This is a genomic window from Nostoc sp. DedSLP03, from assembly GCF_034530815.1.
In the GTDB taxonomy this organism is placed as follows: Bacteria; Cyanobacteriota; Cyanobacteriia; order Cyanobacteriales; family Nostocaceae; genus Nostoc.
Map to the genome: position 1 here is coordinate 41,775 of NZ_JAVRCK010000058.1, position 12,600 is coordinate 54,374.

Annotated in this window: 12 protein-coding genes; all 12 read left to right on the plus strand. The window is 44.8% G+C overall.

The features are described 5' to 3' along the window. Positions 1 to 16: 16 nt before the first annotated feature. The 12 genes from RM368_RS24660 (at position 17) to hemL (ending at position 12,406) form a co-directional block, all read left to right on the plus strand. Positions 17 to 1,081: an aromatic ring-hydroxylating dioxygenase subunit alpha gene (locus RM368_RS24660; protein ID WP_322696473.1), complete on the plus strand. Its 1,065-nt coding sequence runs from the start codon at positions 17 to 19 to the stop codon at positions 1,079 to 1,081. A 242-nt stretch (positions 1,082 to 1,323) separates the two neighbouring features. Beyond that, positions 1,324 to 2,376, plus strand: coding sequence for a uroporphyrinogen decarboxylase (gene hemE, locus RM368_RS24665; protein ID WP_322696474.1), 1,053 nt, complete (start codon positions 1,324 to 1,326; stop codon positions 2,374 to 2,376). A 5-nt stretch (positions 2,377 to 2,381) separates the two neighbouring features. After that, on the plus strand, positions 2,382 to 3,368 hold the full coding sequence (gene hemC, locus RM368_RS24670; RefSeq protein WP_322696475.1) for a hydroxymethylbilane synthase: 987 nt from the start codon (positions 2,382 to 2,384) through the stop codon (positions 3,366 to 3,368). A 131-nt stretch (positions 3,369 to 3,499) separates the two neighbouring features. Then, positions 3,500 to 4,492 carry a porphobilinogen synthase gene (gene hemB / locus RM368_RS24675; protein ID WP_322696476.1) on the plus strand — a complete coding sequence of 331 codons (993 nt, stop codon included), beginning with the start codon at positions 3,500 to 3,502 and terminating at the stop codon, positions 4,490 to 4,492. A 48-nt stretch (positions 4,493 to 4,540) separates the two neighbouring features. Then, positions 4,541 to 5,440, plus strand: a complete 900-nt coding sequence (locus RM368_RS24680; RefSeq protein WP_322696477.1) for an alpha/beta hydrolase — start codon at positions 4,541 to 4,543, stop codon at positions 5,438 to 5,440. Positions 5,441 to 5,465: 25 nt separating this feature from the next. Further along, positions 5,466 to 5,603 carry a hypothetical protein gene (locus RM368_RS24685; RefSeq protein WP_322696478.1) on the plus strand — a complete coding sequence of 46 codons (138 nt, stop codon included), beginning with the start codon at positions 5,466 to 5,468 and terminating at the stop codon, positions 5,601 to 5,603. Between the two features lie 178 nt (positions 5,604 to 5,781). Continuing rightward, positions 5,782 to 6,819 (plus strand): oxygen-dependent coproporphyrinogen oxidase, encoded by a 1,038-nt coding sequence (hemF, locus tag RM368_RS24690; protein ID WP_322696479.1) that lies wholly within the window; start codon positions 5,782 to 5,784, stop codon positions 6,817 to 6,819. Between the two features lie 163 nt (positions 6,820 to 6,982). Next, entirely contained in the window at positions 6,983 to 8,176 is a 1,194-nt protein-coding gene (locus RM368_RS24695) for an ABC exporter membrane fusion protein (RefSeq protein WP_322696480.1), read from the plus strand. Positions 8,177 to 8,324: 148 nt separating this feature from the next. Next, complete coding sequence (gene devC / locus RM368_RS24700; RefSeq protein WP_322696481.1) at positions 8,325 to 9,500, plus strand: ABC transporter permease DevC; 1,176 nt, start codon at positions 8,325 to 8,327, stop codon at positions 9,498 to 9,500. Between the two features lie 84 nt (positions 9,501 to 9,584). Then, positions 9,585 to 10,328, plus strand: a complete 744-nt coding sequence (locus tag RM368_RS24705; RefSeq protein ID WP_322696482.1) for a DevA family ABC transporter ATP-binding protein — start codon at positions 9,585 to 9,587, stop codon at positions 10,326 to 10,328. 37 nt (positions 10,329 to 10,365) lie between these two features. Then, complete coding sequence (locus RM368_RS24710) at positions 10,366 to 10,935, plus strand: heme-binding protein (protein ID WP_322696483.1); 570 nt, start codon at positions 10,366 to 10,368, stop codon at positions 10,933 to 10,935. 166 nt (positions 10,936 to 11,101) lie between these two features. Beyond that, the gene (hemL, locus tag RM368_RS24715) at positions 11,102 to 12,406 is read left to right on the plus strand and encodes a glutamate-1-semialdehyde 2,1-aminomutase (protein ID WP_416212257.1); all 1,305 of its coding nucleotides are present in this window, start codon (positions 11,102 to 11,104) and stop codon (positions 12,404 to 12,406) included. Positions 12,407 to 12,600 lie beyond the last annotated feature (194 nt).

The window sequence follows — 12,600 nt, forward strand, 5'->3', positions numbered from 1 at the left end:
ATAGCAGGAAGCAAGTATGTTAAAAAACTTCTGGTACGCTTGTGAGTTCAGCGCCGCCGTTACCACAAAGCCCAAGCAAGTTCGGATATTAAATCAGAAATTTGTCTTCTACCGTAACGCTAAAGGACAACTAATCGCTTTACAAGATCGGTGTCCCCATCGTGGCGCTGCCTTATCTCTCGGTTGGGTAAAAGATGACTGCATCTATTGTCCCTATCATGCCTGGAAGTTTCAAGCAGATGGAAGATGTATTAACATTCCTGCTAATCAACCCGGAATTCCCATTCCCAAAAATGCTCGTGTAGATAGCTATCCAATACAGGAAAAATACGGTTTTATCTGGCTGTTTTATGGTGATTTACCTGAAGAAGAACGTCCCCCAATCCCACCATTGCCAGAATTTGAAGACCCAAGCCTACAGAAAATTTTCTTTGAATACGAACTTAACGCTCACTACACCCGCACGCTAGAGAATGATATGGATATGTCTCACGTATCTATTATTCATTCCAAGTCTTTCGGGAATGGGTTTGCATTAGAGCAAAAAATGGAAGATTACGAGCTGAATATCGGCGAGTGGGAAGGTCACGCCAAAGTTAATGTCCGAGATTACACCAAAGCAAAAGACATTTTCGCCTTTGTGTTTCGCCCATTGAAAGCTAATGTAAAAGTGACTCTGGGCTTTTATATGCCTAATATCACGCGCTTAGTGGTTGACTTCGGTCGTGGCAAGCTGGTTAATTTTACTGTCCACGTTCCTATTGACGATCGCACCACCATTACTAAGCGAATTCAGTTCCGCAGTTTTTTAACTTTCCCTTGGGCTGATGGCATCTTTCAACGGGCAGCTTACAAAGTTGTTATGGAAGATAAGGGAGTGGTTGAGTCTGAATATCCCATAGCAATCCCCGATAAGTTGTCAGACGAAGTTCACGTTCCTTGCGATAACTTATCTCTTGCTTATCGCAAACTTCGGCAAAAATGTTTGGCGATGGGATGGGGTATGAAACCCGATCGAAACCCATCAAACAACTCGAACGGAAATTTAATCCAACCTTCTTCTGTCTTATTGAAGAACTAAGGAACTGATTATTTATTGTGGGGTGGGCGACACGATAGCCCAGTCCATAAGGCGGGCAGGATGCCCACCCCACAAGATTGGATAATTTATTTCTTGAAGTTTCTTAATAAATATAGAGTTCGTTTTGAATTCTGGGATGAATTTTTCTTCGCGCCTTGGCTAACAATCTCAATTCATTCTGCATTGATGCAACGCCATAATTTTTAGCTTCAGCTCAAATTATTAAATCTAGGGAGAAATGTATGGGGAATTATACGTTACTGCAAGCTGCGCGAGGTGAAGTACTCGATCGCCCTCCTGTATGGGTGATGCGCCAAGCGGGTCGCTACATGAAAGTTTATCGAGATTTGCGCCAGAAGTATCCTTCGTTCCGCGATCGCTCTGAGAACCCTGACTTAGCCGTGGAAATCTCGCTGCAACCTTTCCGTGCTTTCCAACCCGACGGAGTGATTATGTTCTCAGATATCCTCACACCGTTGCCTGGTATGGGTATCTCCTTTGACATTCTAGAAAGTAAAGGGCCAATATTCGAGCGACCAATCCGCACGCCAGCACAAATTGAGGCGCTGACTGCCCTCGATCCCGAAGCTTCTTTACCTTTCGTGCGGCAAATTCTGAGGACGCTACGCCAAGAAGTTAACAATCAAGCTACCGTCTTGGGCTTTGTGGGCGCACCTTGGACGCTAGCTGCCTATGCAATTGAAGGTAAAAGCTCGAAAGACTACGCCATTATCAAGAAGATGGCTTTTTGCGAACCTGTGATGCTGCATCAATTTTTAGGGAAACTGGCAGATGCGATCACAGTTTACGCCCGCTACCAAATTGATGCCGGTGCCCAAGTCGTGCAACTGTTTGACTCTTGGGCGGGACAACTCAGTCCTGAAGATTTCCAGACGTTTTCTCTACCTTACCTGCAACGAGTTGTGCAACAGGTTAAAGCAACGCACCCCGATACACCGTTGATTTTGTATATCAACAACAGTGCTGGAATCCTAGAGTTAATGGCGCAATCTGGTGTTGATATCGTCAGCGTGGACTGGACTGTGGATATGGCAGTAGCGCGGCAGCGACTTGGTGCAAATATTGGAGTCCAAGGAAATATCGATCCGTGCGTGTTGTTCGGTACTAAAGAACTGATCCGCGATCGCATTCTCGACACGATCCGCAAAGCGGGGAACCAGAAGCACATTCTTAATCTCGGTCACGGGATTTTACAAAACACTCCCGAAGAGAATGTTGCTTTCTTTTTCGAGACAGTCAAACAACTCAGCTACTCGTCAAACGATCTCAACTAAAAGTTATGACTTCAGTTCAACCCGCTTCATCTAATATTTCCAGTCCCGTTCGCACCATCCGCATCGGTTCTCGTAAAAGCCAACTCGCACTTGTACAAACTTACTGGGTTCGAGAACAACTCCAAAAGCACTTTCCTGATATTTCCTTTGAAGTCCACACCATGTCCACCCAAGGCGATAACATCTTGGATGTGGCATTAGCCAAGATTGGCGATAAGGGACTATTCACCAAAGAACTCGAATTGGGAATGCTCAACCAAGAGATTGACTTTGCGGTTCACTCTCTCAAAGATTTGCCGACTTGCTTGCCAGAGGGGTTAGCGTTAGCAACCGTAACAGAACGGGAAAACCCGGCAGATGCTTTAGTTGTGCATGAAAAGTATAAAGATAAGCAAATCGATACACTGCCCGAAGGCGCAGTCATCGGTACATCTTCCTTGCGCCGCCTTGCACAATTGCGTTATCACTTCCCCCACTTTACTTTTAAGGATGTGCGCGGCAACTTAAATACGCGCTTGGCAAAGCTGGATGATGGAGAATATGATGTGCTGATTTTGGCAGCAGCAGGGTTGCAGCGATTGGGAATGAGCGATCGCATTCATCAAATTCTGCCCACCGAACTCTCTCTCTACGCTGTCGGACAGGGAGCCTTAGGGATTGAATGCCGCGCTGACGATTTGCAAGTGCTGTCATTACTCAAAGCAATCGAACACATCCCTACCCGCGATCGCGTTTTAGCCGAACGTGCCTTCTTGCGAGAACTAGAAGGCGGTTGCCAAGTACCAATCGGTGTTAATACGCAACTCGACGACAATAATCTTACATTAACCGGGTTAGTCGCCAGCGTAGATGGCAAACGTCTAGTCAAAGATTCTGTTACGGGCACTGCTAGCGAGGCAGAAAATTTAGGTATTCAATTAGCTCATAACTTGCGACAACAAGGAGCTACAGAGATTTTGACTGAAATTTTCCAGACAGTCCAGCGAAGTTAAGGGCTTGCAACTAAGTAGGCAGAGGGGAGACAGAAAAATACGATTACAAGGGAAAAGATTTTTTCGCTCGCCGCTTTCCCCTTTACCCCTTACCCTTTACCCTTTACCCTTTCATCGTTCATTTTAATATTATGTTTCCAATTCATCGCCCGCGTCGGCTGAGAAGCCATCCCCAATTGCGGCGGATGGTGCGCGAAAACGTTCTGACAACCAGTGATTTAATTTACCCTCTGTTCGCTGTACCGGGTCAGGCGATCGCCAACGAAATTAAATCTATGCCAGGAGTTTACCAACTTTCTGTAGATAAAATCGTCGAAGAAGCGAAGGAAGTTTACGACCTCGGCATTCCAGCGATTATTTTATTTGGCATTCCTGAAGATAAGGATTCAGATGCAACAGGCGCTTGGCACGATTGCGGGATCGTGCAAAAAGCTGCTACTGCCGTAAAACAAGCAGTCCCAGAATTAATCGTCATTGCCGATACCTGTCTGTGCGAATATACCAGTCACGGACACTGCGGTTATCTGGAATTAGGTGATTTAACTGGACGCGTTCTCAACGATCCGACACTGGAATTGCTGAAAAAAACAGCAGTTTCCCAAATCAAAGCTGGCGTAGATATCATCGCGCCTTCGGGAATGATGGATGGTTTTGTGCAAGCTATTCGTTCGGGTTTAGATGAAGCAGGCTACCAAGACACGCCAATTTTGTCCTATGCCGCTAAGTATGCTTCGGCTTATTACGGGCCTTTCCGGGATGCTGCCGAGTCTACACCCCAATTTGGCGATCGCAGAACCTATCAAATGGATTCCGCTAACGGTCGCGAAGCCTTAAAAGAAATCGAACTCGACACTAGCGAAGGTGCAGATATGTTAATGGTCAAGCCAGCCTTGGCCTACATGGATATTATCTGGCGCGTCAAGGAAGCAAGTAATCTACCTGTTGCTGCTTACAACGTTTCTGGCGAATACTCGATGGTTAAAGCTGCTGCTCTCAACGGTTGGATTGATGAAGAACGGGTGGTAATGGAAACATTGACTGGTTTTAAACGGGCTGGCGCTGACTTGATTCTTACCTATCATGCCAAAGATGCTGCCCGTTGGTTAGCGAAACTTGGCAATTAAACTTTCTAGTTTCGATTTCATATCTTTTGTGTAGAGGAGGAATTTATCATGTTCATTCCACTCGGTTTTGTTCAACGCTCCGTTTTAATTAGCTTGGGAAAGATGGCCTATTACACTAATCAAGGTGAACTTTGGGCAACTGATGGAATGAGCGATACGCCATCCGAACGCGAAACTTTGATATTCTTCCACGGTATTGGAGGCGGAGCATCTGCCTACGCGTGGTCGAAGGTCTATCCAGCATTTGCAGCAGAGTATAGAGTGTTAGCACCCGACTTGATTGGCTGGGGGCGATCGGATCGTCCCGAACAAAATTATCTTCCAGGCGACTACATCGCAATGCTAATTGAGTTCGTCGAGAAGACGTGCCAAGCCCCTGTAACAATAATTGCTTCTTCCCTAACTGGAGCATTTGCGATCCGAGCCGCAGTCAAACGTCCCGACCTGTTTAAATCACTCATTCTTACACTTCCGTCAGGCATTAAAGACTTTAGGCAATACTATAGCAATAGCTTTTTTGCTCAAATTGCCAGTGTTCCTATTCTCGATCGCGTTCTTTACGCAGGACAAGTCAGCAACTTTGGCATTCGTGACTTTTTTGAGCGAGTGTTTGCTCAACCCAATCGTCTTTCTCCCGAAATTGTAGAAGCTTTTGTGCAATCGGCGCAGCAGCCAAATGCCGAGTATGCTGCTTTGTCATTTTTACAAGGTAACTCATCCTTCGATCTATCAGAATACATTCCAAGATTGACAACACCTACCATCTTTATTTGGGGAAGCCAAGCAAAGTTTACAGGGCCGGATGTAGGGCGTCGCCTTGCAAATCTAAATCCACAAGCAATCCAAGCATTTATCGAATTAGAAGATGTCGGATTGAATCCAGAACTGGAAGTGCCAGAAGTAATAATCGGATTAATTCGCAAGTTTTTGCCTGTGTTAGCGCAGTAAGTTTTCTGCATCTGGGCGCCTCTGCGTGAAATTAAAATTATTAATTTCAAATATTCGTGCAAGAGGTTTAATGCATCGACCTGCACCTTTAATGCATCGACCTGCACCTTTAATGCATCGACCTGCACCTTTAATGCATCGGCTTGCACCTTTATTGCATTGACCTGCACCTTTATTGCATCGACCTGCACCTTTATTGCATTGACCTGCACCTTTATTGCATTGACCTGCACCTTTAATGCATCAACTTATAACTCGATCAGAGCCACTAGAAACTTTCAAAGTTTATCGAATTTATTCAAATGTTCGCTATTAAGAAATAGGAAAAATAGGTATTGCTCATGAACACTACTTTAACTCCTCAAGCAACTCAATCCAAACTTCTACTCCCAGTTGATGCCAAGGCTAGAGTTAGCCAGTTCATGCGACAGTTGCAAGACGAAATCTGTCAGGGTTTGCAACAGCTAGATGGCGAAGGCACGTTTCAGGAAGATGCATGGGAACGACCCGAAGGAGGTGGCGGGCGATCGCGCGTCATCCGCGACGGCGCAGTATTCGAGCAAGGTGGAGTTAATTTCTCTGAAGTCTGGGGTTCTCATCTGCCGCCTTCAATCTTGGCACAACGTCCAGAGGCTAATGGACATCAGTTTTATGCCACCGGAACTTCAATGGTATTGCATCCGCGCAATCCTTACGTGCCAACGGTTCATCTCAACTACCGCTACTTTGAAGCTGGCCCGGTTTGGTGGTTTGGCGGCGGCATCGATTTAACGCCTTACTATCCGTTTGCTGAAGATGCAGCTCATTTTCATTACACATTAAAACAGGCTTGTGACGCGCACGATCCCGAATATTATCCAGTGTTTAAACCTTGGTGCGACGAGTATTTTTATCTCAAACATCGTCAAGAAATGCGGGGCATTGGCGGCATCTTTTTTGACTATCAAGACGGTCAAGGTCAGCTTTATCGAGGCCCCGATCCCAAAGGAGCAGCCGCGCATAACAGCGATCGCGTTGACATACCACAAACCCGCAATTGGGAAGAATTATTTGCATTCGCACAAGATTGCGGTAAAGCTTTTTTACCTGCTTACACGCCAATTGTCAAGCGGCGGCAGTCAATGGAGTATGGCGATCGCCAACGTAATTTTCAATTATATCGGCGCGGACGCTACGTTGAATTCAATTTAGTTTACGATCGCGGCACGATTTTCGGGTTGCAAACAAACGGACGCACCGAGTCAATTTTGATGTCTTTACCTCCGTTAGTGCGTTGGGAATACGGCTATCAACCCGAACCCAACACCCCAGAAGCCGAGTTATACCAAGTATTCTTAAAGCCTCAAGATTGGGCAAGCCTGACATCTCTTGTAGTTTAACTTTTGCCGTTAAAACATAAGAAATGTCATTTGTCATTTGTCATTTGTCATTTGTCATTTGTCATTAGTTATTTGTCATTTGTCATTCGTGTTTACAAAGGACAAATGACTAATGACCAAGGACAATTTTACTAAAGTCCTCGCTGAAATTTGAAGTATTGACATGAATTTACAATCGCTCTCAAAACCTTCAAAGCAATGGACGCTGGCTGTCGTTTTTACTGGTACTGCGCTCACAGGAATTATCGCTTTCTACGGTATTTCTCAATCAAAACCAATCGGCAAACCCGTTGAAGTTGTGCAACCCAGACCAAAGATTGAAGAAATTACCGCTTTAGGACGGATAGAACCAGCTACGGAAGTCATCAAAGTATCCGTACCTGCTACCTTAAGCAACGATCGCGTAGCCAAATTGCTTGTACAGCGTGGCGGTAGCGTTAAAGCCGGTCAAGCGATCGCTATTATGGATTCGCGCGATCGCCTGCAAAATGCTCTACTGGAAGCACAAGCACAAGTCAAAGTATCTCAAGCAGAGTTAGCCAAGGTGCAAGCTGGCGCAAAATCTGGAGAGATTGCTGCCCAAAAAGCTGAAATCGATCGCTTGGAAGAAGAGTTAAAGGGCGAAATAGCTACTAGAGAAGCCACTATCTCTCGCTGGCAAGCCGAAGTTAAAACTGCCAATAGTGAGTATAATCGTTATTCCTCGCTTTACCAAAACGGCGCGATTTCTGCTGTGGAAGTAGATCGAAAACAACTTGCTCTAGAAACAGCGCAAGCACAGCTTACCGAAGCTAAAGCTAACCAAAATAAGAGTGTAGATACTCTCAAGGAGCAGATCCAGCAAGCTAAGGCAAACCTAAATAAGATTGCTGAGGTACGTCCGGTAGATGTGCAAGCAGCTGAGGCTGAAGTTAATAAAGCGATCGCCGCAGTCAAAAAAGCTGAAGCCGATCTCGCTGAAGTTTATATCCGCGCACCTATAGCAGGTCGGATTCTCGATATTAAGGCCAAACCCGGAGAAGTCGTTGGCGAGAAAGGCATTGCCGAACTCGGACAAACCAGTTCGATGGAAGCGATCGCAGAGATATATCAAACTGATATTGGCAAAGTTAGTGAAGGTCAACAGGCAACGATTTCGAGTGAGTCGTTCTCCCAACAGTTGCGCGGAACCGTTCGGCTGATTGGACTACAGGTGATCCAACAAGAAGTAACTAGCGGCGAACCTGGGGAAAACCTCGATCGCAAAGTTATTGAAGTGAGAATTGCACTCGATCCCCAAGATAGCAAACGAGTTGCAAACTTAACTAACTTGCAAGTACAGGTTGCCATTCAGCCGAATAACAATATCAAACAATAAAAGGGAACAAGCAAAATTAATACTAATTCTCAAAAATCATGCGGCAAACAAACCATTTTGTAGAGACGCGATTCATCGCATCTTCACTTCACCCAAAGATATATTGCTTGAATTTTGAATTTATAATTTTGAATTGGAGCGAAGCAACTTGACTATATTCGATAAATTATTTCGTAAAACCCCACTTGCTTGGCGGCAAATGAGCCGTCAAAAGAATCGTTTGTTAGTTGCTATAGCAGGAATCGCTTTTGCCGATTTTCTAATGTTTTTTCAACTGGGAGTTAGGGATGCACTATTTGATTCGCAAGTTACTCCCTATACCACGCTTAAAGGAGATTTATTTTTAGTCAATAAACTGTCTGATAACTTGCAATCTATCAAAAGTTTTTCCAGAAATAAGCTCTATAAAATAGCAGGTGTTAACGGTGTTAAATCCCTGGCGACGCTATATGTAAGTCAAGCATCGTGGCGAAATCCTGAAAATCGAGCTAGCCGTAAACTTTTCGTCTATGGAATCGATCCAAATCAACCAGCATTTGACTTACCAGAAGTCAATCAACAATTGAATAAACTGAAGTTATTGAATCGAGCGTTATTTGATAGGGCTGGATTGGTTCCTCAGCTTGGAGACGTTCCTAGTTTGCTGAAAAAACAGAATCCGCTGATCGTCCAAACTAACGATTATCAAATTCAAATAGTCGGATTATTTAAGCTCGGTTCTTCTTTTTCTGCTGACGGCAATCTGATCGTCAGCGATTCTACCTTTTTACGACTCTTTCCCCAACGCCAAGCAAACGACATCGATCTTGGTATTATTGACGTAGAATCAAATGCCTCCATTGAGCAGATCCAGGCTGATTTACGAGCCAAGCTGCCAGATGATTTACTAGTACTAAACATCGCTGAATTCACTGCTCGTGAAAGTGCATATTGGTCTACAGGCTCCTCTATTGGCCCGACTTTTAACCTCGGTGTCGCAATCGGTTTTTTAGTCGGAGCAGTCATTGTTTATCAAATTCTTTATACTGATGTCTCAGATCATTTGCCCGAATATGCAACTTTAAAAGCAATGGGTTACAGCGATATATATCTAATTAAAGTTATCGCTCAAGAAGCTTTTATTTTAGCGGTTTTGGGGTTTATTCCAGGTTTTTTGCTCTCAAGTGGATTTTACATTTTTTTTCAATCCGTGACGTTTTTACCGACTGCGATGAAACTAGCTCGTGCGGTAACTGTGTTAGTGTTGACTTTCGTCATGTGTATTGGAGCGGGAACGCTTGCTATGCAAAAGTTACGAGCAGCCGATCCAGCTGATATCCTCTAAGTTTTGAGTTGAAGTTTAGTAAAATATCGCATTTCAAAACTCATAGTTTTCTAGAACGAAACCCAAATTTACAGTTGAACTCTCATGCTGCAAGAAATTAGTCTCGATCGAAGCTCAAAACTCAAAGTTCAAAATACTTCCCAACAACCAGTTATTTCAGTTTGCCATCTCGATTACTACTTCGGTCGGGGACAACTCTGCAAGCAAGTCTTGTTTGATATTAACCTCGACATTTATTCTGGAGAAATCGTGATTATGACTGGCCCATCTGGTTCTGGGAAAACCACCTTACTAACACTAATAGGTGGATTGAGAGCCGCTAGAGAAGGCAACCTGAAAGTTTTGGGACAGGAAATGTGTGGGGCTAGTAAGCGGCAATTGATACAAGTGCGGCGGCAGATTGGTTATATTTTTCAGGCACACAATTTATTGACTTTCTTAACAGCAAAGCAGAATGTCCGAATGTCTTTAGAACTGCATGATGAGTATCTAAAGCAAGATATGGATCGGCTGGCGACGGATACTCTCAAAAGTGTTGGTTTGGGCGATCGCATCGATTATTATGCAGACAGTCTTTCTGGAGGGCAAAAGCAGCGAGTTGCGATCGCTCGTGCTTTAGCGAGTCATCCTAAAATTGTTCTTGCCGACGAACCTACTGCTGCTCTTGATAAAAAATCAGGTCGCGATGTTGTAGATATCATGCAGCGTTTAGCTAAAGAGCAGGGTTGCACCATTTTACTTGTCACTCACGATAATCGAATTCTCGATATTGCCGATCGCATCATCGAGATGGAAGATGGACGGTTAGTACAAAAAGTAGGCGACTAGTTTTATACGATTAATTTTAGTTATTTGTGAAAGTCTGATGAGTCAAACCGAAGAACCAAAATATTGCGTATTGCAATCCTATGATGATATTGAAATCCGGCAATACGAGCCAAAAATTGTTGCCGAAACACTTATTGAAGCCCAAAGAGATCGAGCAAACAAAGCTGCATTTTCGATTCTTGCCGCTTACATATTTGGTGAAAACACGTCTGTAACAAAAATTGCCATGACTGCGCCCGTGACGCAATCTCAGCCAAGTGAAAAAATCGCTATGACTGCGCCTGTCATTCAACAAGAAGCGCAAGGAAATATTGCTAGCACTTGGGCGGTACAGTTCGTGATGCCCTCAGAATACACCTTGGCAACGCTGCCAAAACCAAAAGACTCTCGCATTACTATCAAAGAAGTTCCCAGCAACAAAGTTGCGGCAATTCGTTTTTCCGGATCGGCTGGGGATGAACAATTGCAGGAAAAGGAAGCCAAATTATCTGCTTTTCTGGTTCAGCAAGGTATCGAGACAAAAGGTAAACCGATTTATGCTTTTTATGACTCTCCCTTCATCTTGCCAGCATTCAGACGCAATGAAGTCATGCTCGAATTGAAATAAGACGGTTGGTTTCAGCTAACTTTTATAGCAAGGGACTGGGGACTGGGGACTGGGGACTGGGTGAAAAGCCTTTTTGTGTCTAAGTTTTATCGTCTGTTGATGTCCTAACCACCTTGCGTGTTGCTATAACTCTAGAACCCAAGTCAAAATCTCAGGAGAAAAAATTATGATTGCAACGACTCGCTTAAAAACCACCCAATCGGCGGAAATCTTTGCTGCTGCCCAAAAATTAATGCCAGGAGGAGTCAGTTCTCCCGTACGGGCTTTCAAATCTGTTGGCGGACAGCCAATCGTGTTCGATCGCGTCAAGGATGCTTACATCTGGGATGTGGATGGCAATCAATATATTGATTATGTCGGCAGTTGGGGGCCTGCTATCTGCGGTCACGCTCATCCTGAAGTCATTGCGGCTCTCCACGATGCCCTGGAAAAAGGAACTAGCTTTGGTGCGCCCTGCTATCTAGAAAATGTACTGGCACAGATGGTAATCGATGCTGTTCCCAGTATCGAAATGGTGCGTTTTGTCAACTCCGGCACAGAAGCTTGTATGGCTGTGCTTCGTCTGATGCGAGCTTTTACGGGGCGGGAGAAAGTAATCAAGTTTGAAGGCTGCTACCACGGACACGCTGATATGTTTCTCGTGAAGGCTGGCTCTGGTATTGCTACCCTTGGCTTGCCCGATTCTCCTGGTGTGCCCAAATCTGTGACTAGCAACACGCTGACTGCTCCTTTCAACGATTTAGAAGCAGTAAAAGTATTATTCGAGCAAAATCCTGATGAAATTGCTGGTGTAATTCTTGAACCTGTGGTAGGAAATGCAGGTTTTATTCCACCTGCTGCGGGTTTTCTTGAAGGTTTGCGAAAACTGACGCAGGAGTATGGAGCGCTGCTGGTATTTGATGAAGTGATGACAGGCTTTCGCATCGCTTACGGCGGGGCGCAGGAGAAATTTGGTGTTATTCCTGACTTGACTACTTTAGGTAAGGTCATCGGTGGCGGTCTACCCGTAGGCGCTTATGGTGGTCGCCAAGAAATTATGTCGATGGTTGCTCCCGCCGGAAACGTGTATCAAGCAGGAACGCTTTCGGGGAATCCACTGGCAATGACGGCAGGAATTAAGACGTTAGAGTTGTTGCAACAACCTGGAACTTACGAGTATCTCGATCGCATTACAAAGCGACTCACAAATGAGATACTGGAAATTGCTAAACAAACAGGTCATGCTGCCTGCGGTGGTCAGATTAGTGGCATGTTTGGTTTCTTCTTTAACGAAAGTCCAGTTCGCAATTATGAAGATGCCAAAAAGTCTGACTTAAGTAAATTTGCTCGCTTCCATCGCGGCATGTTAGAGCATGGAATTTATTTAGCTCCATCTCAATTTGAAGCCGGATTTACTTCTTTAGCTCATACCGAAGCAGACATCGATCGCACCCTTGAAGCAGTCCGAACAGTTATGTCTCAGTCCCGCTAGTGGTCTGTCAAGCCAACGAAAGCTGGGTGAGGCTGGGGAAAGGGGAAAGGGGAAAGGGGAAAGGGGAAAGGGTAAGGGATTTAAAACGAATGGCACTAAGTTAAGACACGCCCCTTGCCCTAACTGGTTCCCAGCCTCCAGGCCTTGTCATTACCAACATCTTTTAAACTGACTGGGTGATAAAATCAGCAGCC

Coding starts and splice junctions, on each gene's coding strand:
- hemF (WP_322696479.1), top strand. CDS start 5,782: ATGAACACTACTTTAACTCCTCAAGCAACTCAATCCAAACTTCTACTC.
- RM368_RS24695 (WP_322696480.1), top strand. CDS start 6,983: ATGAATTTACAATCGCTCTCAAAACCTTCAAAGCAATGGACGCTGGCT.
- hemE (WP_322696474.1), top strand. CDS start 1,324: ATGGGGAATTATACGTTACTGCAAGCTGCGCGAGGTGAAGTACTCGAT.
- RM368_RS24710 (WP_322696483.1), top strand. CDS start 10,366: ATGAGTCAAACCGAAGAACCAAAATATTGCGTATTGCAATCCTATGAT.
- hemL (WP_416212257.1), top strand. CDS start 11,102: ATGATTGCAACGACTCGCTTAAAAACCACCCAATCGGCGGAAATCTTT.
- hemC (WP_322696475.1), top strand. CDS start 2,382: ATGACTTCAGTTCAACCCGCTTCATCTAATATTTCCAGTCCCGTTCGC.
- RM368_RS24705 (WP_322696482.1), top strand. CDS start 9,585: ATGCTGCAAGAAATTAGTCTCGATCGAAGCTCAAAACTCAAAGTTCAA.
- RM368_RS24660 (WP_322696473.1), top strand. CDS start 17: ATGTTAAAAAACTTCTGGTACGCTTGTGAGTTCAGCGCCGCCGTTACC.
- hemB (WP_322696476.1), top strand. CDS start 3,500: ATGTTTCCAATTCATCGCCCGCGTCGGCTGAGAAGCCATCCCCAATTG.
- RM368_RS24680 (WP_322696477.1), top strand. CDS start 4,541: ATGTTCATTCCACTCGGTTTTGTTCAACGCTCCGTTTTAATTAGCTTG.